This window comes from Acidobacteriota bacterium (assembly GCA_022562055.1).
Classification (GTDB): Bacteria; Actinomycetota; Acidimicrobiia; order Spongiisociales; family UBA5794; genus BMS3BBIN02.
In genome coordinates this window covers 1-20,134 of the sequence record JADFQA010000044.1, presented here as the reverse complement: position 1 = coordinate 20,134, position 20,134 = coordinate 1, and the positions used below count along the sequence as shown (strand labels likewise).

Below are 20,134 nucleotides of genomic sequence, written 5' to 3'. Positions count from 1 at the left end.
TAGCAGTAGCCACCAACGCACCATTCTCACAATGGGCCGCCACGTTCACCGACCCCCGCCTCTGCTCCGCAATCATCGACCGGCTCACCTTCAAAGCCCACATAATCGAAACCGGCACCGACTCCTACCGGCTCCGCACCACCCAAACCGGCACCCCGAAATGACCACCCACCGTCACCACACAACCGACAGGTGGGGCCAAATCAAGTTGACATTCCCAAACGCTCGACGATCTCGTCGATAGACATCAGATACGGCTTGCCGCGAAGGTTGAGGGAGCGGGGCCCTTTGGAGAAGGCGCAGAACCCGCACTTGAAGTAGCACTGGTTCGTGTAGTTGATGTTGCGGTTGACGACGAACGTGACGTCGTCGCCGACGATATCCCTGCGAAGGGTGTCTGCGACATCCGAGATCGCTTCGACATCCGCTCCGTGGGCTCGGAACAGGATCTCAACGTCGTCCCGCGTCGGAGCTTGACGAGCGAGCGCGGCCGCAAGGATCTCTGCAATCTCGTGTGAGGCGTCTTCGACCGTAGCGCGCTCTGCGACTCTCCACGCCTCGTCGAGCCAGCCGGCCGAGATCCGTGTCTCGGCTTCCGGCGTAGCCACGTCCCTTCCTGGCGCCCAATCGTCTCGCGGCCTCGCTTCCACAGCCGTCGATCTGATTCAGGTACGCTGAGAACGCGCCTGGCTCAAGCACCTGGGACGCTTCGTCGTACTCGATACCCGGAGGGAACGCACTGCGCTCGACGAGTTGCCCGAAAGCCAGGGCGTCTCGCAACTCGCCGATCCGCTCGGTGTCCCAGTCACGGAGCAGGAGATCGGTGGCACCGTCCGACACCGCAACGAGCGCGTCTTCCACGGTGTCAACGAATGTTGAGACCGAGCATCCAAGGCCCGGCAGGGCTGCCAGAGCAACTGCATCTCGAACCTGGGACCGAGGCGCCCTGAGAAACGCAGCACGCGTGAACGCCACTGCGTCGTGCACGTCCATCGAGGCACCTGTGTAGACGATGGTGATCCGCCAACCTGGAACGGCACCCTTCCTGAGCGATTTGATGTCTGATGCCTCAAGCACGTACGCCAGCGCGTCGAAGCCCAGATTTCGCTGACTTCTTCGGCTGGCCGGATCTGCAGAAACGTGACCGTGCTCATGGTGTTGGGGCTGGTTGGGGGATCGCAGCGTAGCCGTCCAGCGTTGCCCGATCGACGGCGGCTGAGAGAAGGACCGGATCGATCCACTCGTCGGTGAGGAACTCCGGGTAGACAGGGAGGCGGGGTCGCAGCTCGAACCCGTGTGACGCGGTGACGTGTTCAAGCATGTCGAGGTGCGGCCAGGGCGCCTCTGGATTGACCCAGTCGATCGTGACCGGGCTGACGCCTCCCCAGTCGTTGATGCCTGCGTTGAGATACACAGAGAAGTCTTCCGTCAGATTTGGAGGTACCTGAATGTTCGCCTCGGCACCGAGAATCCAACGCGCGACGGCGACGACGCGGACAAAGTATGGAATCTCAGGTTCAGGTGAGCGCGGCGATGTTTCGGTAGGCGGCGAGGATCTCTCTGGCGGGGGGCCAGGCGTCGAGGATGCGCACGATATCGACTCGGGCGGTTGAGATGATGCGGGCGGGTGCGTGCCAGAGTTGCCAGCGGAGCCGTTTCGGTTTCGCCCGAGCCAACGGTCCGGTGAGACAGAGCAGTTGGAACCAAGCAACGAGGTCTGCTGCCCAGCACACAACTTGGAGCCACGCCTGGTTCGTCAAGGTTCGATCGCATCTCCAAATGCTGACACGGCGGCCAGAAGTCGCTTGACTCTCTCGTAGGGAAAGACCCGACAATGGGCGAGACAGGAGGTACGAGCAATGAACCTGATCCCCATCGGGCAGTTCTCGAAGATGTCGCGGCTGTCCATAAGGGCGCTGCGGCTGAACGACGAGAGCGGCCTGTTATCCCCCGCCCACGTCGATCCGTCTACCGGCTATCGCTATTAGAAGCCCGGGCAGGCGAATCGGGCGGAGGCTGTGAGAATCCTGCGCTCGGTTGACATGCCACTCGATGAGATCCGAACGATTCTGGAGACCGACGACCCCGAGCTGGCCCACAAGCAACTCGTGGTACACCGCGAACGGCTGGCTGGGCGGCTGGCAAATCAGGAGCGGATGCTTGCGTACCTCGAATCGCTCATGAAACGGAAGGACGGGATCATGCCCTACGACGTCGAGATTGCCGAAAGAGAGTCACAGTTGGTGGCTGCGATCAAAATACGGACCAACCTCAGCAAGATCGGAAACGACATCGGCGCCGGATTCGGGTCGCTCGTGCACGCTATTAGTCGGGAAGGTGTTCCGTCAGCGGGTGCTCCTTTGATTGTCTACCACGATGTGATCGACGAAGCGAGCGAAGGCGACATCGAGATCTGTCTGCCGATCAACGGCACCTTCACCGGCGACTCCGAGGTATACGCGCGCCAGCTCGAAGGCGGCACGATGGCAACCACTGTCCATCACGGACCGTACGAAGAGATCGCACCCGCCTACCACACGCTCACGGGCTGGGTCTCCGAGAATGGTCACGAGTTTACCGGACCACCGCTAGAGGTGTATCTCAACGACCCTCAGGTGGTCCCCCCAGAGGAACTGCTCACCAGGGTCGAGTTCCCGATCTGATCTGATACCGCGGGCCTAGCCAACACCCATGTTCTGCGCGAGCCGGTACTCCACTGTGTTACCCCTCTTGCCGACTTGCACGATCGCTTCGGCGCCTCGCAGGCAGTAGGCCATTTGCTGGGCGATGCGCCGCGGTCGACCCAGGCTCGCGGCGAGGTCCGCAGTCGTGAACGGATCGGGCAACCCTGGAGGCAGCAACGCGGCGAGGTCATCCACGTTGTTGATCGCAACAGTGTCCACAACTTCGATCAGTCGACGTTCGACAACACTCCAGCCCTTGCGCCGCCACGCCTGGCCGGGTGTGTATGACCGGTACTCCTCCTCATTGACCATAACCAGCTCGATTCGCAGGTGAGGGTGGGCAAGCAAGCCGGGGAAACTCACCAGTTCAGCGAATATGTCGATTGGGCTGCCGTGTTTTGGTGAACGCCGTCTGCTGAGAATCTCGCCGTCGGCATCGATCTTGACGATCCATTTGTCGATTGCGATCGGGTGGATGATGAGGACACGGTGCCCCAAGTCGAGCAGGGTCGTGACCTTCCGTTTCATAGCGGAGAATCCACGTGTCTGAATCTCGATCAGCAGATCGCCGCGCACAATGTCGATAACAAACCCATCAACGGGAACTTCGAAACGGTCACCAGGCTGCCCATACCAGCGCTTTAGCGAGGCGTGCAGTGGCTTTTCACGAAGAGTCCCGATATGAGGTACAACGTCCGTCACGCGACCGATCGTAACAGTCGGTCTATCAAAATCATGGCAGGCGCCAACGGCCACGCGACAAGAGACAGCACCATCTACCCGAACATAACCCACCTGAAAACACATGCGGGTCTGGCGTCAACGAATAGGGGTTCTCGGTCGACTACAACTGCGTCGATCGCACCGGAACCGCGAGAACGATGCCGCGATCCTGATTTTCCTCGCGGGGAGGAAGGTTTCCCTTGAAATTTGTGCGATATGAGACGACACTGTGAGAGCCGAGGGCGGTAGCCCGAGGAAGTGAACCCGGCTCCTCTCTGGACGGTGAGCGGTCGGGTTTTGCGCGTCACCACTCCCCAATGTTGGCAACACCGTCTAACAGACCGAGACGGTCGACCCTCGTGCGTGGATCTGTCGGCGAATGTAGGATTCGCGCATTCAGTGGGACAATTAGAGCTTTTAATTCCGTTTCTCGTGACTTTATCTCACTAAAGATTATATAATGGCGTGACGAAGACACTTTAGAGATGAATATCGGAGAATTCTCGTGATGACGCGGTCGAGATGGATTATCTAGGAATGTCCGACTTGTCGAGTGCGCTGCTTTCTTTTAGTGCCCGAAACGTTCGGTCATATCGTGACAATGTCGAACTGTCTTTGTTAGCCACGCGACTATCGACGGGTGACGTATCGCGCGACGTGGCTGCGGCCGGCATGAGCACCCCGATTGCAGTTCTTCCTGCTGCCGGCGTGTTCGGGGCTAACGCGTCGGGAAAGTCGAAACTGCTGCACGCTATCGCCGATATGCGTGGCCTTGTGGTCGGGTCGTTCCGTCGCGGTGACCGCACGACGGGAGTGGTTCGTCGACCGTTTCTTCTGGACAAACGCTCCAGGACAGAACCATCGGAGTTCCGAATCGATCTCGTTCTCGACGGTGTTCACTGGCAGTACGGGTTCGAGGTCGATGACGAAAGCGTGATCTCCGAATACGCGTATCACGCGCCGCATGGACGCCAAGCGCTCATCTTCCACCGCGATCGCGATGAGATTCGACTCGGGTCCTCCTTTAGATCTGACGGACGACTTCTCGAACGGCTGCTTCGCCATAATGCGTTGCTGTTGTCCGTCGGTGGTGCCGCAGAAGACGACACGTTGACACCTCTCTTCGAATGGTTCTCGGACAACTTGCGCCTCGCAGAGATGTCGAGCCGAGGCATTCGCGCAGCGCACACCGCGGACTTGATGGCCGACCCTGCCAGTCGAGCAAGAGTTCTCGCACTCCTCCGCGCAGCGGATCTGGGGATAACGGATGCGAAAGTTGCAACAGCCGAACTCGATCTCGATCCTGAGGCGCGGGACCGACTCGAGCGCGCGCTTCGCATCCTCAATGGCATCGACGGCGACCCTGAGGCCGCCGACGACTGGCACTTCATGGTGGGTGAATTCGTACGCCTCACGCATCAGGGTGAGAGGGGTGAAGTCGATTTCGAGCCGGAAGATGAATCTGAGGGTACGTTGGTTTGGGTGGGGCTCGTCGGCCCCGTACTCACTGCACTAGATCGAGGGGAGGTGTTGCTGGCGGACGAACTCGGCACGAGTCTTCACCCTCACCTCGTACGACGATTGATCGAGCTATTCCAGAGCAAGTCGACCAACAAGCATTGCGCCCAACTGATTTTCAACGCGCACGACGTCACCGTGCTCGGGGACGGCGAGGATCGAGCGCTCGGTCGCGACCAGATTTGGTTTACTGAGAAGGACCTCGACGGCGCGACTCGGTTGTATCCCCTCGCGGACTTCCGACCGCGGAAGGACGAAGCGCTTGAGCGCCGCTACCTGCAGGGCCGCTACGGCGGGATACCCATCCTCGATCCCAGCGAATTCGAACGGGCAGTCGACTTCGCGGAACCATGAAGAAACCCACCGGCAGACGCCCGAATCGGCGGATCGGCGTTCGCACGCCACGACGGATAATCCGGGTCCACCTTGAGGGGGAGGTAACTGAAAAGGAGTATTTCGGACGTCTGGCCAGCCTGAACAAAGATGTCCAGATCTCGTTTGGATCGAGTGGCTCCGCGCCGATGACGCTCGTCAAGAACGCCCGCGATGACGTCAGGAGGAAACCGAGACGGAAATCCGATATCGATTTCGACGAGATCTGGTGCGTGTTCGATGTTGACGACCACGTGGACGTGGAACGAGCCATACATGAGGCGCGCGCCATGGGAGCAGAAACAGCCGTGTCGAACCCTTGCTTCGAGTTGTGGCTCGTCCTGCACGAGGAGTCCATAACGAGACATGTAGAGAGAAGAGAGGTCCAACGTCGGGCTGCTGGACACGGATTGGTGCGGGGAAGGCCATTCCCGAGACAGCTTGGAGCATGTTGGAGGAGAACTACGACACCGCCAAACGGCGCGCCAGGGAACTCGACAACAGGCACCTGGGCGACGGCTCCCCCGCAGGGGAAAACCCCAGCTCGGGGGTGTGGCGTCTCGCGGACCTATTCTTTCAACAACCTGGTAACCAATAGCAACGGCATGCGCGGGAGCCCAACTGATCGAATCGGAGTCAGGCCGGTACGCCGAGGTACGTTCGGATTGTGGTGGTGAAGTCGGTGTAGAAACACTCGAACTCGGCGCGCAGTGCTTCGCCTGGCCAGTCCTCTGGTAGCAATGCGGCGGGGAGCAATGGGTCGGCCCGGAGGTGGCGGTTGATAGCGGCGCTCAGCATGAACCTGTCGCGCAGTTCGGCGGCGTCGTCCACTGAAACAGAGTCGGGCTTTGCCCCCATTGCATCGCAAAGCGATCGAGCATTGTCCACCCAGCCTGGGAGGTTCCACAGGCGACACGCCAAGGCAATCGGGTCTTCGGTGACAAGCTCAGCGCGCCAGACCGTGAAGTGGCCATGAGATTCGGGAGCGACAAGATTCGTTGGTCGACCCCACACGCCGTCTCGAAGCTCGACGAAACGTAGATTGGCCATCATGGTGCGGAATTCGTCCCGCTCAGATCGCTGGCGACAATCGGCGGTGATGACGACACCCCACCATTTGCCATCCCACTTACCGACGATGCCCGATCGACCGAGATCCTGGCTCGAAAGTCGATCCAGAATCGGACCAGACAGCCCGTATGTCGCACCCTCCTTGGTAAGTTCCGCCGCAATCACCATCCGCGAAAGCGCAACCCGAGTCGTCCCCTCCTCAATGCCAAATAGTCCGGTCAACGTAACGAGGGTGCGCACTGGCACCTGGGACGGGTACAGGCCCATCAGGCTGCTGAGAATCAACGAGCGCGCCGACAGCGGCCGGTCCACCCCAAACTCGGCGAGGCGAGGGGCGAGGGTCATCGGCTCGCTCCCTTGACGATGGAGCGGAGCGCAGACGCAGTCGTGTTACGGTCTTGAGTTCTGTGACACACAGACGTAACGTAGGCGATGCACGAGAACCGCACAACCAGGGACCGACGGGAGCCTGCCATGCCATCCACTCACGAGGTCACCAATCAACCACCGGATCTTGTCGACTACAACCTCTACGAAACCGACCCCATCCTGTCGAGCACCATCGAGCACTACATCCCCGACGTTGACCACAAACACCTGATCAAGCTTGGCGAAATCGCGGGCTCGGCGGAGTACTACGAGTTCGGTTTTCAGGCGAACGTCAACGAGCCGGTGCTCCACACTCACGATCGCACCGGTCACCGCATCGACGAAGTGAAGTTCCACCCATCGTGGCACCGACTCATGGACATCGCCGTCGAAGCCGGCCATGCGTCACTCCCCTACGAGACCGATGCCCCCACAGGAAGCCACCTCATCCGAGCCGCGGGCACCAACCTCACCAGTCAGATCGAACAGGGACACGGCTGCCCCATGGCGATGACGTACGCCGTGACCGCATCGCTGCGCAAACAACCCGATGTCGCAGCCGAGTGGGAGGACAAACTGTTCTCGCGCAGCTACGACCCCACCTATGCACCCAAGGAGGACAAACGTGGCGTCCTGATGGGGATGGCCATGACCGAGAAACAGGGTGGGTCCGATGTCCGTTCCAACACCACCTCCGCCACTCCGATCGGCACTCCCGGCCCGGGCAACGAATACGTCCTCACCGGCCACAAGTGGTTCGTGTCCGCACCGATGTGTGACGCATTCCTCGCCCTCGCCCAGGCACCCGGTGGGCTGACCTGTTTCCTTGTACCCCGGTGGATGCCCGACGGTACCCGCAACACCTTCAACATCCAGCGTCTCAAGGACAAGCTCGGCAACCGCTCTAACGCGTCCTCGGAGGTCGAGTTCGACCAGACCTGGGGTGAAATGGTCGGCGAGGAGGGCCGCGGTGTATCCACGATCATTGAGATGGTCGCGGCAACACGGCTCGACTGTGTGACAGGGTCGGCGGCAACGATGCGCCAAGCCGTCACCCAGGCCCTGTGGCACACCAGCAAACGTGAGGCCTTCGGCAAGGTCCTCGTCGACCAACCCCTGATGACCGTTGTACTTGCCGATCTCGAACTCGACGTCCAGGCAGCCACCGTGATGATGTGCCGGGCAGCGACCGCGTTCGACCTGGCCGAGGGCGACAACCACGACGCCCAGATGAAACGGCTCCTCACCCCGGTGGCGAAGTACTGGGTGACCAAAAACGGCACACCTGTGATCCGCGAAGCAATGGAGTGTTTCGGGGGTGGCGGGTATGTCGAGGAGAACATCCTCCCCCGCCTCTACCGCGAGGCTCCGGTGAACGCGATCTGGGAAGGCAGCGGCAACGTCATTGCCCTCGACGTGCTCAGGGTTCTCTACAAAACCCCCGAGGCGTTCGATGCGTTCTTCACCGAAGTCGCCGAACGCACCAACAGCGGCGTTGTGCGTAGTGCCGTCGATGATCTGCGGGGAGCGATCGCCGACCCCGACCAGCTCGAACGACGCGCCCGCACGATCGTGAACGGCATGGGTACCGTCATGGCAGCATCGCTCCTCGAGCAACACGCCACCGAGCCAGTAGCCGACGCGTTCATCAAGACAAGAATCGAGTCGCAACCCGGTCGACTCCATGGCGAACTCCCAACCGCGATCGACCCCAAGGCAATCCTGACCCCGACCCTCGCCGCGCTAGGAATCTAGACCTCACTGGACTCTGGCGCTTCCACACACCGTATACGGGACCGGTTAACGCTAGAAACCAGGGTCTTCGGGGCGTTGTTTGTGGATACGGCTGGTTTGGCCGTGAAGTGACATTCCGGTTCCGGCGCCGTAACGCACCTGAACAACCTCACCAAGAATCGAAACGGCGATCTCGGCCGGTGACTCGGCACCGATGTCGAGACCGACCGGACCTTTGATAAACGCAAGCTCCTCGTCGGACCAACCCTCGGCGCGCAAACGGTCGAGCCGCATACCGTGGGTGCGACGGCTTCCCATTGCGCCGAGGTAACGAACGTTCTTTCCGTGAACCTCCGAAAACACCGGGTCCTCGAATCGGGCGTCGTGGCTCAGGAGGATCACATAAGAACGCCGATCCAGCTCGAACTTCTCGAACACCACGTCGGGCCAACCAACGATGACTTCATCGGCATCGGGGAACCGGTCCGTCGTAGCCCACATTGGGCGGGCGTCGCCGACGATGACACGAAATCCCATCAGCTTGGCCATTGTGGTCAACGGCTGAGCGTTGTGACCTGCACCAAAGATGAACATCACCGGCTGCGGCGCGACTGTCTCGATAAACACGGAGCGCTCCCCGTACACCAACGTACGACTCTGCTCACGATCCATCAGCTCGGTGGCGTCGGCAAGTACGTCGTCGGCGACATCGTCCGGCAGTTCCCCCGAAATCAGTCCCAGGTCCCTGTCAACCACCGCCTTCTGCCCGATGTCGGGACCTTTGATGATGGTGATGACACAGCCGAGCTGCTCCTGCCCCATGAGCTGCTCAATAGCGGCTACGGCCGTCATGCCCATTCCTCAATGAAGATGTCGATGGTTCCGCCGCAGGTGAGGCCGATCTCAAACGCGTCCTCGTCGGCAATCCCGTATGTCACGAGACGTGGCTCCCCCGACTCGAGAACCTCTTTGGCGTGGAGGAACACATCGTTCTCGACGCACCCCCCGCTCACCGATCCTTCCATCTCGTCTGCCGACGAAACAAGGAACTTGGCACCCTCGGGACGCGGTGCCGAACCCTTCACTCCAACGACCGTCGCGACCGCGACCTGTTTGCCCTGCGCCTTCCAGCGCTCATAAATTGCCAGTGCTTCTCTCATGATCTCCGCAACGGTAGCGACTCCAGCAGCCTGACAACACCACGAAGGTCCATCACGCTCGACGCCGCCAGGAAATCGTCGACGTACGGGAGCACGGTTCGCATGCCACGTGCCTCCGGTGCGAAACCCGGACGCGACGCCAACGGGTTGAGCCAGACAACACGGTGGACGGATCGTGAAAACCTCGCCATCTGTTCTTCAAGGAGGTCGGGGTCCCCCGTGTCCCACCCGTCAGACATAATCAGCGCAATCGCCCCGCCACGCGCAAGCCGACGACTCCAATCAAGGTTGAACCGTTCAAACGCCTCACCAATTCGGGTGCCTCCGGACCAATCCTCAACGGAAACGCTGACCCGAGCCAGCGCGTAGCTGGGATCGCGTTGGCGCATGTCCCGAGTGATCCGAGTGAGGCGGGTTCCGAAAACGAACGACTCCACCCTCCCGAGATGCCCTTGGGCTGCGTGGACGAAATGCAGAAACATCTCTGCGTAGCGCTCCATCGATCCGCTGATGTCGGCGAGGATGATGAGCGGGCGTCGCCTCGGCCTTCGTGATGAGAATTCGAGCGGCATGAGATCCCCGTCTGGGCCGGTGAGGTTTCGAAGGGTCCTCCGCAGGTGAGGGCGGGTACCGCGGCTGTCGGCGACCCAACGTCGCGACTTTGCGTCCGCAGGCCGCCACACCATTTCAGCTATCAAGCGGCGCACCTCTTCTCGTTCGGATGGAGTAAGTGTTGCGAAATCGCGTGTGGAGAGGCGTTCACTGTACGAACCAGCGCCGACGTTCACGACCTCATCGTCTTGGTCGTCCCCACGAGTCTCCCCGCCTCGGCTGAGCGTCGGCAACGATGCCTGCGCGGTCTCAGCCTTTGGAGTTGTTATGCGAATGTCCGAAGGGCGCTGAAGTTCACCGAGCGCCGTCCCGAAAAACAGTTCAAATGCTTGGTCGAACATCGGCACCTCGGACGGCCTGACGACTGTCACTGCCTTGAACGCGTGATACGTGTCGGCTTTATTGAGTAGGCCTACTGCGGACGTCACCGCACCGAGATCTCGTGCGGTCGACGGTCCGACGGTCAGTCCCTGGGCGCGCAAGTATCTGACAAAGTGGACAAGGTTGTCGGCGAACGCGGTGCCGGTCATCCGACGAGAAGGCGGTCCGTGCCGTCGGCTTTGATACGAGCAATGTCCTCCTGGTATTTCAGGATGACGCCGAGCGTGTCATCGATCGCCTCGACGTTGAGGTCCGCCTCACCAAGCAGCTCTAGAGCATTCGCCCAGTCGATCGTCTCCGCAACACCGGGCGGTTTGAACAGGTCGATGTCGCGCAGGTGAGCCATTGCGGTGGCGAGCTGCCCCGCAAGCGCTTCGGAAATCCCCGGCGCCTTGCGGTGCAATATGGCAACCTCGCGTTCGTAGTCCGGGTAGTCAATCCAGTGGTAGATGCAACGCCGCTTCAACGCATCGTGGATCTCTCGTGTCCGGTTGGAGGTGATGACCACGATCGGAGACTCGATAGCCTTGACAATGCCGACTTCTGGGATGGTGACCTGAAAGTCGGAGAGAAGCTCGAGCAGATACGCCTCGAACTCTTCATCTGCACGATCAAGTTCGTCGATCAGCAACACCGGCCGCCGCCCCTTCGCACCTAGCTCGATCGCCTGGAGTAGCGGTCGGGCAATCAAATAGTCACGGCTCATGATGTCCGCAACCTCGGGGGCGGGTCCGTCTGCACGGGCTTCCATCATGCGGATCGCAAGCATCTGACGGGCGTAATCCCACTCGTACAGTGCATGTGAAACATCGAGCCCCTCGTAACACTGAAGCCGGATGAGATCCTCACCAACAATCCGGGCAAGCACGTTGGCGATCTCAGTCTTCCCAACACCAGCCTCGCCTTCGAGGAACAACGGCCTCCCGAGCTGCAACGCAAGGTGGATCACGACCGACAACGCCCGGTCCGCCACATAGTTCTCGCCCTCCAGGGCCTTCTGCACATCATCGATCGTCTGAGGAATCATGCAACCAGGCTATCAACTTCGCCGCCCCAACGTGCCGCTATGTCAACCCAGGGCTCATTCTGGCGCGCGATAGCGGCTCAGGGACGCTCGGTCACGACCTCCTCGTTTCAGCGCGGGAATTCTCGCCGACTGCTGACAGCCCGTCGAATTTTTGCGCACGGCGGCGTCCCTCATGGCAAGCGGGAAAAACCACTTCTCGCACGAACAGAACGAGCACACCGTGAAACGCATCATCTCCCTTTGGGCGATAGTCCTCGTGGTTGCCCTGGCGACAACCGCCATGGCCGCCACGCTCCCCGCTGACGCCGTCACCGACGCGGCGGGTATCGTTGATGAGGCAAGCGACCAAGCGCCGGACCCGGCAGCCGATTATGAGGGCGATCACCGTCACCATCACCGCTGTGGGGATCATCGCCGTCATCGTCACCCCGACCAACTCACCGACGAAGTTCTGCGTGACTGGAAGATAGACCACTACTCAGACTGTCGACTCCACGATCACGTCACGGACCATGAGACGGATCGGGTTGTCGACCACGAAACAGACCGCGTGACAGACAAGGTCACTCGATCATCTGACAGATCGAGTGACGGACAAGGCCACAGACTGCATCACGGATAAGGTCTCGGACGGGCCATCGGATTCCGCAACCGACTAGGTGACACGCAATCAGCCCGTTCACCGGGTCGAGCACTACCGTCGTTTTGTCGACGGAAGGAAAGTTCGGCCCGGTGAGCGAGCATCCACAGCTCGATGCGGTAGTGGACGGGGTTCGACGTCGCTCTGACCCAGCCTTCGCCGACCTCTACCGACTCACCGGCGATGCGCTCGCATCGTTTGCATATTCCATGCTGGGAGACCGCTGGGCGGCGGAGGATGCAGTGCAGCAAGCGTTCCTCGAACTCGCGAAACTGCTCGACAACCAGGCAGAGGATCATCGCATCCCCGACGCCGTTTCTGACGCCCAGCTCGCCGTGACAGACCTTCCCAGCGACCACCACCTACAAACCGACCTTGTCATCCTGATAGACCGGGTCACGGACCTGGCCCCATCCGACACTGCGCCGTCACCCCAGGGTGAATCGGACAAACCGTCCAACAGCCCCATCACCGACAAGCCGCAGGACAGCGCCACCACAGACAGTTGAGGACCTTCCCTTTTCGCAGCGAGGAATGGGACACCTTCGCGCCCGATAGGGCTAGCTGTCTCATACAGGACTACCCGTCTTTTGCGGGACTACCTGTTCTCTTACAGGACTATCTGTCTGTGACAGGACTATCTGTCTGTGACAGGACTATCTGTCTGTGACAGGACTATCTGTCTGTGACAGGACTATCTGTCTGTGACAGGACTATCTGTCTGTGACAGGACTATCTGTCTGTGACAGGAAAGGTGGCCGCCGGCGGCCCGCTGTAAGTGATTGAGACTGCGTCGCCGAGAACAAAACGAGGCGCGGCCATTGCGCGAACCAGCAGATTGGTTCCGTCCACCACTATCCGATACGCCGTGTCATGGCCGTAGAATTCGACATCGGCGATTTTCCCATCTTCGCCGTTTCCGAGCAATAAATACTCGGGACGGAGCAACACGGTGGCTTCGGAAATGTCGGAGGCGACTACTGGGACCGAGCCAACGAGCGTATTCGCTACCGAATTGGTGATGCCGCCCGGGACGAGGTTGGCTTCACCGACAAACGACGCCACCCACGCTGACGCCGGTGCATCGTAGAGCTCAGACGGGGTAGCTTGCTGCTCGATCATGCCATCGTGCATCACCGCAACTTCGTCACCCACCACAAATGCTTCCTCCTGGTCATGGGTCACAAACACCGCCGAGATACCCAGCTCAGAGAGCAGCCTGCGCACGTCGGTGCGAACGCGAACGCGTAGGTCTTGGTCAAGGTTTGAAAAAGGCTCATCCAGCAGCAGCACGTCCGGACGGGGGGCGAGGGCTCTTGCAAGGGCAACCCTCTGCTGCTCTCCGCCAGACAGCGTCGCAGGCATCCGATCAGCCAGCTTCTCGAGGTCGACCATCGCCAGTGTCTCCGCGACACGCCCGGATGTGCGTTCGGCCGGAGTCAATCCATAAGCGACGTTCTTGGCAACGGTCATATGCGGAAACAGCGCCCAGTCCTGGAATACCAGACCAACGTTGCGGCGCTCTGGAGGAACGAAGATGTTTCCCCCGGCCATGGTGACACCAGCGACCATGACCTCGCCATCGTCAGGGGCGTCGAGACCGGCGAGAATACGCAGCAACGTTGTCTTGCCACAGCCCGAAGGTCCCAGAAGCGCAACCGTCTTTCCATCCCGAACCTTAAGACTTGCGCGCACAAGCACCTGCGTGTCACCAAACGACTTGGTGACATCACAAGCCTGAAGTGCATAGCTGGCGAGTGCCGTGGTCATGGCGCCAAGACTACTGGTGGTGTGGCAGTTTTCGATAATTCTCACTATCCCGACCTTGGTATTTATCGGCCAAGTTTCGCGAAAGCTAACGCAACGGAGGATCGAGCCGAAGGCGGGTCCGAAAACCCGCGGACTACTATTGCGGGCATGCCCGTGCTCAGCAATGCGATCGACTCGAGTTCGCCACAATTCAAGGAAAACGAGTCGGTGGCGCTAAAACAGGTCGCGGCCCTCGAAGCGGCGCTTGCCGAGGCACTCGACGGGGGTGGCGAACGCTATCGGCAACGCCATCACGACCGCGGCAAGCTCATGATCCGCGAGCGTATCGAACTGTTTGTCGACCGCGACTCTCCCTTTCTCGAACTCGGCGCCATCGTTGCGTACGGCACCGATTTTGCGACCGGTGCGGGTTACGTTTACGGCATTGGAGTCGTCGAAGGCATCGAGTGTGTTGTGGCGGGCAACGACCCGACCGTTCGCGGAGGATCGTTCAACGAGTTCACCCTCGGTAAATCGCTGCGCGCCCAAGAGGTCGCCAAGCAAAACCGACTTCCGCTCATCAACCTTGTCGAGTCGGGTGGCGCCGACCTTTCCAACCAGCACAAGATATTTGTTCCCGGCGGGAAGTGGTTCCGCAACCTCACCCAGATGTCGAAAGCTGGCATCCCGACCATTTCGTTGGTGTTCGGCAGCTCGACAGCGGGCGGCGCCTACGTCCCCGGCATGTCTGACTATGCCGTCATGGTGCAGGACCGCGCCAAGGTATTTCTCGCAGGTCCCCCACTCGTCAAGATGGCGACTGGCGAGGAATCTACCGAAGAAGAGCTGGGCGGCGCAGTGATGCACTCCCGCATCTCGGGTCTTAGCGATTACCTTGCGGCCGACGAGTACGACTGTCTGCGCATCGGTCGTCAGATCATCAAGCACCTCGACTACCGAAAGCTCGGACGCGGTCCGGTCACGTCCTCCCGCGCACCGTTGTTCGATCCAGACGACATTCTCGGTCTGATCCCGACCAGCACACGACAACCAATGGACATGTACGCGGTGCTCGCACACACCATCGACGGGTCCGACCTTGACGAATACAAAGCGGAGTACGGCACGTCGCTGATCTGCGGGTGGGCGACAATCCATGGTTACCGGGTCGGCATTGTTGCGAACCAGCTTGGTGTCATCTTCTCGGACGAGGCGAAAAAGGCAACCGAATTCATCTCCCTCTGTAACCGCTACGACCAACCAATCTTGTTCATCCACAACGTCACCGGGTACATGGTCGGGAAGGACTACGAGCAGGGCGGCATCATCAAGGACGGCGCCAAGATGATCAACGTGATTGCCAACTCGACGGTCCCCCACATCGCCATCATCGCCGGAGCGTCGTACGGTGCCGGAAACTACGGCATGTCCGGCCAGGCGTTCAACCCCCGTTTCCTGTTCTCATGGCCGTCGGCGAAGATCGCCGTGATGGGCGGCGAGCAACTCGCGGGAGTGATGTCAATCGTGGGTCGCAACGCCGCGCAAGCCGCAGGGCGAGAGTATGACGAAGCCAAGGATGCAGCGACGCGAGCTGCCATTGAGGAGCAGATCGATAGGGAACAGGATGCGTTTTTCATGTCGGCTCACAACCGAGATGACGGAGTAATCGACCCGCGCGATACGCGCACCATTCTCGGCATCACGTTGAGTGCCATCCATTCGAACACGGTGAAGGGCACGTCCGATTTCGGCGTGTTCAGGATGTGACCATGACGCGCTTCGAGAAAGTTCTCATAGCCAACCGTGCAGAGATCGCTTCACGCGTTACGCGCACCCTACGCGACATGGGCATCGCATCCGTTGCAGTGTATTCAGACGCCGACGCCGATCTCCCCTTTGTCAGCGACGCAGACCTTGCCGTACGTCTACCGGGGACCGCACCGGCTGACACCTACCTCAACATCGACGCGATCATCGCCGCGGCGAGGTCCACCGGCGCCGACGCCATTCACCCCGGGTACGGATTTCTTGCGGAAAACGCCGATTTTGCTGCACGGTGTGAGCAGGAGGGGATCACGTTCATCGGCCCATCACCCGCCGCCGTTGCATCCATGGGTTCCAAGATCGAGGCGAAACGGCTTGTCGGCGAAGCTGGTGTGCCGCTGCTTGATGATGTCGACATTTCGGACCCTGAGACGGTTCCATACCCGGTGCTTGTCAAAGCATCCGCCGGTGGGGGTGGGCGTGGGATGCGTATCGTGCGCCACGCCGACGAACTCGAAGCCGGGATCCAGTCTGCACAACTCGAGGCCGGCAATGCGTTCGGCGACGACACGATCTTCATCGAACGCTGGCTTGAAGATGTGCGCCACATCGAAGTCCAGATCATTGGTGATACCCACGGGACTGTCACTCACCTCTTCGAGCGGGAATGTTCGATCCAGCGGCGTCACCAGAAGGTAGTCGAGGAGGCACCGTCATCGGCGATCTCGGCCGACATGCGTGACAGTCTCACGACTGCGGCAGTGGCGGCTGCAAAGGCCGTTGACTACGTCGGCGTTGGCACGGTCGAGTTCCTCGTTGCTGGGGACGAGTTCTTCTTCCTTGAAATGAATACGCGCCTGCAGGTTGAACACCCGGTCACCGAAATGATCACCGGTCTCGATCTTGTGCGCGAACAGCTCTTGGTGGCGATGGGTGAACCGCTCTCCGACGCCGTTCTCAACGCGTCGACGTCGGGACACGCGATCGAGGCCCGCCTGTATGCGGAGGATCCGTTGAGTGGATGGTTACCAGGCGCCGGAACGCTGCAGCGTCTTACATTTGACACCAGTGTCCGCGTGGACGCCGGTTATGAGTCCGGGTCCATCATCGGGACCGACTACGACGCGATGCTCGCAAAAGTGGTCGCCTACGGTGAGACGCGGGACGAGGCCGCGGCGGTCCTCGTTCGTGCGCTTCGCTCCGCTCACATCCACGGACCGCACACGAACCGAGACTTGCTGGTCGGTATCGTCGACCATGCAGACTTTCTCGACGGGAGCACGCCAACATCATTCATTGAGGACCACGGCGTGACCGCATTGGTCGCCGTCGACGCAACCATGGTGCGCGATCACCTCGTTGCCGCGACGCTCGCGGCGAGCGCCGCACGCCGGTCGGAAGCGACAGCGCAGCAAACGATCCCGACCGGTTGGCGGAACGTGTTCTCACAACCGCAGATCGCAACTTGGGTCGTCAGTGGCGAGGAGTCGGTCGTCTCGTATTCTCAGCGGCGTGACGGCCTGTCTGTCGCAATCGACGGTGGCGCCGTCGATCTACGCGTCGCCTCCGCAACCGCCGAACTGGTCGACGCCGAAATCGGCGGGGTGCGCAGACGGTTTGCCGTACACACGGTCGGCGCCGAAACGTGGGTGAACGACGACCGCGGTCAGACGCTGTGCATAGAGCAGTCGCGGTTCCCAAGAACGGAGGCCGAGACCGCGGTCGGTTCGCTCGCTTCACCTCTTCCCGGAAAGGTGCTCTCCATCGAAGTCAAGGTCGGCGACACCGTCGAGGCCGGCGACGTGATCGCCCGGCTCGAAGCGATGAAAATGGAGCACGCAATCTCGGCCCCGCATGCTGGTGTTGTCGCCGAGGTGTATGTCACCGTTGGCGCCCAGGTGAAAGCCAACGAACCACTAGCCCGCATCGACGAGAACTCGTGACCGGCATCCCCAGTTCCCTCTTTCGACGCTGATATCACAAATGTAGACCCCAATGTAGACAAAGTCGTCTACATTGGGTAGAGTGTCGGTATGACTACCACGACCATCCGCGTCGACACCGATACCCACGCCAGACTGCTGGAAATCAGCAAGTCGTCTGGTGCCTCACTGGGCGAAACCGTCCGAGACGCCGCCGACGCGCTCCATCGACAACGTTTTGCGGAAGACGTCGTGAAACAACTTTCGGCTCTCCAAGACGACCCGGCGGCGTGGAAGGACTACTTAGCAGAGGCGGAAGAAACGTCGGTGTCCGATGGCATCGGTCGGTGATCTCTGGATCGTAGACTTCGGCGAACCGTACCCCGGGGAACCTGCGAAGCACCGCCCCGCACTCGTCCTAGGTCCCCCTGAAAGTTACAGTGCAGCGCTTCCGTTTGTCATCGTTTCGCCGCTCACCACGACAAATCGAAACCTGCCAGTCCATATAGAGGTCGACGCGACCGACGAGACAGGCTTGACCGAAACAAGCTTCGTGCAGTGCGAACTCATCCGATCAATCAACCGTCAGCGTCTGGTCCATCGCATCGGCCAGATAGATCCGGTAACCAGCGCAGCGGTTCGAACCGTTATCCGATCGTTGCTCGGCCACTAGTGACTGAGCGCTTCCATCTAACGCTTGCGGGAGCCAAAAGCGTTAGATTTCTCTGGAGTAGACGATCGTCAACATTAGGAGACTTGGATCGCATGCAGTTTCAAACGATCATCGAACCGTTCCGGATCCACGCTGTTCAGGCAATCAGCTTCCCGACCGCGGAGGAACGTGAGGAGGCGCTGATCCGCTCGGGCTACAACCTGTTTGGTCTCCGCGGCGACGAGGTCACGATCGATCTACTCACAGACTCGGGGACGGGCACAATGTCGTCGCGTCAGTGGGCCGGGATGATGGACGGCGACGAAACCTACGCCGGTAGTCGATCGTTCTATCGGTTCCAGGAAGCCGTGACCAATATCACCGGTTTCACCGAGGTGTTGCCAACTCACCAGGGACGGGCCGCCGAGCGCATTCTGTTTTCCGAGATCCTCAAGGAGGGGGATGTCGTCCCGAACAACACCCACTTTGATACCACCCGAGCCAACATTGAGTACCAAAAGGCGGACGCCCACGATCTCGTGGTCCCGGTCGGTCTTGAACCAGGAACCCTCGATCCGTTCAAGGGCAACATGGACATCGCCGCGTTGGAGACATTGATCGATGATGTTGGTGCCGACCGCGTACCCCTCGTGATGGTGACGGTCACCAACAATTCCGGCGGCGGGCAGCCCGTTTCTATGGCGAACCTGCGTGCGGTGCGCGCCGTGTGCGACCGTTTCGACATCCCTTTCTTTCTCGACGCATGCCGCTTTGCGGAGAACGCCTACTTCATCAAGATCCGAGAGGACGGATACGCCGACCGGACACCAACAGAAATCGCCCAGGAAATGTTCTCGCTGGTCGACGGAGCCACGTTCTCCGCAAAGAAAGACGGACTCGCCAACATCGGCGGATTTCTCGCAATGAACGACCCCGATCTCGCCCTGCGATGTCGCAACCTCCTCATCCTGACCGAGGGTTTTCCCACCTACGGAGGGCTCGCAGGATACGATCTCGAAGCGATCGCGACGGGGCTTGAAGAGGTCCTGGATGAGGACTACCTCCGCTACCGGATCCGGTCAACCCAGTACCTCGCCGACAAGGCCCACGACGCCGGGGTGCCGATCGTACGCCCAGCCGGTGGTCATGCGATCTACATCGATGCGGCGGCAATGCTGCCCCACATCCCGGCCTCGCAGTACCCGGCCCAAGCACTTGCCGTCGAGCTCTACCGCACCGGTGGCGTCCGTGGAGTGGAGATCGGTTCGGTGATGTTTGGCGTGGTCCATGCGGACGGTACCGAAACCCCGGCAGCAATGGAGCTTGTACGTCTCGCCATCCCCCGCCGGACGTACACCCAGAGTCACATTGACTACGTGGCCGAGGTGATAATCGATGTCGCCCGACGGGCAGATTCGCTTCGCGGCTACCGCATAATCGAGCAAGCGCCGCAACTCCGACACTTCACAGCACGGTTCGCGCCTCTATAGAGGTAAGTATCGGCACCAAAGTCAAGTGGTGCGAGCACCGGCGCTCCTAGCGGGCCCCGACACACATCCGGTCGGGACCCGCTTCATGATCAACGGTGTGATGGATAGTCCGTCGTACTCCGGACCCGCCTCAGAATCCATCAGCGCTGTTGACGCCGAAGGGGTTGGTGCGACTCAGGTCTCGCAGCGGGTGTCCTGGACTACTTCTAAGGTGATCTGTGCAGACACGATGTAGGTGGCGCCGCCACTCGCGAGGGACCGCAACG

Annotated in this window: 21 protein-coding genes and 1 pseudogene; 11 read left to right on the top strand and 11 right to left on the bottom strand. The window is 60.4% G+C overall.

Features of this window, described 5'->3' with window-relative positions:
* Positions 1 to 164: ATP-binding protein (locus tag IIC71_13350; protein MCH7670165.1), on the top strand; the 164-nt coding region annotated here is incomplete at its 5' end.
* Between the two features lie 39 nt (positions 165 to 203).
* Here the strand turns inward: IIC71_13350 and IIC71_13345 are convergent.
* The 3 genes from IIC71_13345 to IIC71_13335 form a co-directional block, all read right to left on the bottom strand.
* Positions 204 to 608 (bottom strand): hypothetical protein, encoded by a 405-nt coding sequence (locus IIC71_13345; protein ID MCH7670164.1) that lies wholly within the window; start codon positions 606 to 608, stop codon positions 204 to 206.
* 542 nt (positions 609 to 1,150) lie between these two features.
* Positions 1,151 to 1,414, bottom strand: a complete 264-nt coding sequence (locus IIC71_13340) for a hypothetical protein (GenBank protein ID MCH7670163.1) — start codon at positions 1,412 to 1,414, stop codon at positions 1,151 to 1,153.
* Between the two features lie 103 nt (positions 1,415 to 1,517).
* Positions 1,518 to 1,760 (bottom strand): transposase, encoded by a 243-nt coding sequence (locus IIC71_13335; GenBank protein MCH7670162.1) that lies wholly within the window; start codon positions 1,758 to 1,760, stop codon positions 1,518 to 1,520.
* A gap of 99 nt (positions 1,761 to 1,859) precedes the next feature.
* Between IIC71_13335 and IIC71_13330 the strand changes: the two are divergent.
* A pseudogene (locus tag IIC71_13330) lies at positions 1,860 to 2,663 on the top strand (MerR family transcriptional regulator).
* 15 nt (positions 2,664 to 2,678) lie between these two features.
* Here IIC71_13330 and IIC71_13325 read toward each other — a convergent pair.
* The gene (locus tag IIC71_13325) at positions 2,679 to 3,341 is read right to left on the bottom strand and encodes a hypothetical protein (GenBank protein MCH7670161.1); all 663 of its coding nucleotides are present in this window, start codon (positions 3,339 to 3,341) and stop codon (positions 2,679 to 2,681) included.
* A gap of 603 nt (positions 3,342 to 3,944) precedes the next feature.
* Between IIC71_13325 and IIC71_13320 the strand changes: the two genes are divergently transcribed.
* Together IIC71_13320 and IIC71_13315 are read left to right on the top strand one after the other, a co-directional pair.
* Positions 3,945 to 5,279, top strand: coding sequence for an ATP-binding protein (locus IIC71_13320; GenBank protein ID MCH7670160.1), 1,335 nt, complete (start codon positions 3,945 to 3,947; stop codon positions 5,277 to 5,279).
* Positions 5,276 to 5,974, top strand: a complete 699-nt coding sequence (locus tag IIC71_13315) for an RloB domain-containing protein (protein MCH7670159.1) — start codon at positions 5,276 to 5,278, stop codon at positions 5,972 to 5,974. The genes IIC71_13320 and IIC71_13315 overlap by 4 nt, the downstream gene beginning before the upstream one ends.
* Here IIC71_13315 and IIC71_13310 read toward each other — a convergent pair.
* On the bottom strand, positions 5,934 to 6,713 hold the full coding sequence (locus tag IIC71_13310) for a PaaX domain-containing protein, C- domain protein (protein ID MCH7670158.1): 780 nt from the start codon (positions 6,711 to 6,713) through the stop codon (positions 5,934 to 5,936). The two genes, IIC71_13315 and IIC71_13310, sit on opposite strands and share 41 nt — an antisense overlap.
* A 129-nt stretch (positions 6,714 to 6,842) precedes the next feature.
* Between IIC71_13310 and IIC71_13305 the strand changes: the two genes are divergently transcribed.
* Positions 6,843 to 8,492 carry an acyl-CoA dehydrogenase family protein gene (locus IIC71_13305; protein MCH7670157.1) on the top strand — a complete coding sequence of 550 codons (1,650 nt, stop codon included), beginning with the start codon at positions 6,843 to 6,845 and terminating at the stop codon, positions 8,490 to 8,492.
* A 51-nt stretch (positions 8,493 to 8,543) separates the two neighbouring features.
* Here the strand turns inward: IIC71_13305 and IIC71_13300 are convergent, their stop codons facing one another.
* From IIC71_13300 to IIC71_13280, 5 genes are all read right to left on the bottom strand, one after another.
* Complete coding sequence (locus IIC71_13300; GenBank protein ID MCH7670156.1) at positions 8,544 to 9,323, bottom strand: XdhC family protein; 780 nt, start codon at positions 9,321 to 9,323, stop codon at positions 8,544 to 8,546.
* Positions 9,320 to 9,631: an XdhC family protein gene (locus IIC71_13295; GenBank protein MCH7670155.1), complete on the bottom strand. Its 312-nt coding sequence runs from the start codon at positions 9,629 to 9,631 to the stop codon at positions 9,320 to 9,322. The genes IIC71_13300 and IIC71_13295 overlap by 4 nt, the downstream gene beginning before the upstream one ends.
* Complete coding sequence (locus IIC71_13290; GenBank protein ID MCH7670154.1) at positions 9,628 to 10,773, bottom strand: VWA domain-containing protein; 1,146 nt, start codon at positions 10,771 to 10,773, stop codon at positions 9,628 to 9,630. The genes IIC71_13295 and IIC71_13290 overlap by 4 nt, the downstream gene beginning before the upstream one ends.
* A complete protein-coding gene (locus tag IIC71_13285) occupies positions 10,770 to 11,651 on the bottom strand; it encodes a MoxR family ATPase (GenBank protein ID MCH7670153.1) in 882 nt (293 codons plus the stop codon). The genes IIC71_13290 and IIC71_13285 overlap by 4 nt, the downstream gene beginning before the upstream one ends.
* 91 nt (positions 11,652 to 11,742) lie before the next feature.
* Positions 11,743 to 12,126: a hypothetical protein gene (locus IIC71_13280; protein ID MCH7670152.1), complete on the bottom strand. Its 384-nt coding sequence runs from the start codon at positions 12,124 to 12,126 to the stop codon at positions 11,743 to 11,745.
* A gap of 257 nt (positions 12,127 to 12,383) precedes the next feature.
* Here IIC71_13280 and IIC71_13275 point away from each other — a divergent pair, with 257 nt between their 5' ends.
* Positions 12,384 to 12,800, top strand: coding sequence for a hypothetical protein (locus IIC71_13275; GenBank protein ID MCH7670151.1), 417 nt, complete (start codon positions 12,384 to 12,386; stop codon positions 12,798 to 12,800).
* A 223-nt stretch (positions 12,801 to 13,023) separates the two neighbouring features.
* Here IIC71_13275 and IIC71_13270 read toward each other — a convergent pair whose 3' ends face one another.
* Positions 13,024 to 14,061, bottom strand: coding sequence for an ABC transporter ATP-binding protein (locus IIC71_13270; GenBank protein ID MCH7670150.1), 1,038 nt, complete (start codon positions 14,059 to 14,061; stop codon positions 13,024 to 13,026).
* A gap of 147 nt (positions 14,062 to 14,208) precedes the next feature.
* Here IIC71_13270 and IIC71_13265 point away from each other — a divergent pair, with 147 nt between their 5' ends.
* The 5 genes from IIC71_13265 (at position 14,209) to IIC71_13245 (ending at position 19,868) form a co-directional block, all read left to right on the top strand.
* A complete protein-coding gene (locus IIC71_13265; GenBank protein MCH7670149.1) occupies positions 14,209 to 15,807 on the top strand; it encodes an acyl-CoA carboxylase subunit beta in 1,599 nt (532 codons plus the stop codon).
* 2 nt (positions 15,808 to 15,809) lie between these two features.
* Positions 15,810 to 17,747, top strand: a complete 1,938-nt coding sequence (locus IIC71_13260) for a biotin/lipoyl-binding protein (GenBank protein MCH7670148.1) — start codon at positions 15,810 to 15,812, stop codon at positions 17,745 to 17,747.
* Positions 17,748 to 17,837: 90 nt separating this feature from the next.
* Positions 17,838 to 18,077, top strand: a complete 240-nt coding sequence (locus tag IIC71_13255; GenBank protein ID MCH7670147.1) for a hypothetical protein — start codon at positions 17,838 to 17,840, stop codon at positions 18,075 to 18,077.
* Positions 18,061 to 18,399: a type II toxin-antitoxin system PemK/MazF family toxin gene (locus IIC71_13250; GenBank protein MCH7670146.1), complete on the top strand. Its 339-nt coding sequence runs from the start codon at positions 18,061 to 18,063 to the stop codon at positions 18,397 to 18,399. The genes IIC71_13255 and IIC71_13250 overlap by 17 nt, the downstream gene beginning before the upstream one ends.
* A gap of 92 nt (positions 18,400 to 18,491) precedes the next feature.
* The gene (locus IIC71_13245) at positions 18,492 to 19,868 is read left to right on the top strand and encodes a tryptophanase (GenBank protein ID MCH7670145.1); all 1,377 of its coding nucleotides are present in this window, start codon (positions 18,492 to 18,494) and stop codon (positions 19,866 to 19,868) included.
* Positions 19,869 to 20,134 lie beyond the last annotated feature (266 nt).

Bases quoted from the DNA above. Each gene is read 5' to 3' on its own strand.
- IIC71_13320 (MCH7670160.1), top strand. From the start codon at position 3,945: ATGTCCGACTTGTCGAGTGCGCTGCTTTCTTTTAGTGCCCGAAACGTT.
- IIC71_13315 (MCH7670159.1), top strand. From the start codon at position 5,276: ATGAAGAAACCCACCGGCAGACGCCCGAATCGGCGGATCGGCGTTCGC.
- IIC71_13310 (MCH7670158.1), bottom strand. From the start codon at position 6,713: ATGACCCTCGCCCCTCGCCTCGCCGAGTTTGGGGTGGACCGGCCGCTG.
- IIC71_13305 (MCH7670157.1), top strand. From the start codon at position 6,843: ATGCCATCCACTCACGAGGTCACCAATCAACCACCGGATCTTGTCGAC.
- IIC71_13300 (MCH7670156.1), bottom strand. From the start codon at position 9,323: ATGACGGCCGTAGCCGCTATTGAGCAGCTCATGGGGCAGGAGCAGCTC.
- IIC71_13295 (MCH7670155.1), bottom strand. From the start codon at position 9,631: ATGAGAGAAGCACTGGCAATTTATGAGCGCTGGAAGGCGCAGGGCAAA.
- IIC71_13290 (MCH7670154.1), bottom strand. From the start codon at position 10,773: ATGACCGGCACCGCGTTCGCCGACAACCTTGTCCACTTTGTCAGATAC.
- IIC71_13285 (MCH7670153.1), bottom strand. From the start codon at position 11,651: ATGATTCCTCAGACGATCGATGATGTGCAGAAGGCCCTGGAGGGCGAG.
- IIC71_13270 (MCH7670150.1), bottom strand. From the start codon at position 14,061: ATGACCACGGCACTCGCCAGCTATGCACTTCAGGCTTGTGATGTCACC.
- IIC71_13265 (MCH7670149.1), top strand. From the start codon at position 14,209: ATGCCCGTGCTCAGCAATGCGATCGACTCGAGTTCGCCACAATTCAAG.
- IIC71_13260 (MCH7670148.1), top strand. From the start codon at position 15,810: ATGACGCGCTTCGAGAAAGTTCTCATAGCCAACCGTGCAGAGATCGCT.
- IIC71_13255 (MCH7670147.1), top strand. From the start codon at position 17,838: ATGACTACCACGACCATCCGCGTCGACACCGATACCCACGCCAGACTG.
- IIC71_13250 (MCH7670146.1), top strand. From the start codon at position 18,061: ATGGCATCGGTCGGTGATCTCTGGATCGTAGACTTCGGCGAACCGTAC.
- IIC71_13245 (MCH7670145.1), top strand. From the start codon at position 18,492: ATGCAGTTTCAAACGATCATCGAACCGTTCCGGATCCACGCTGTTCAG.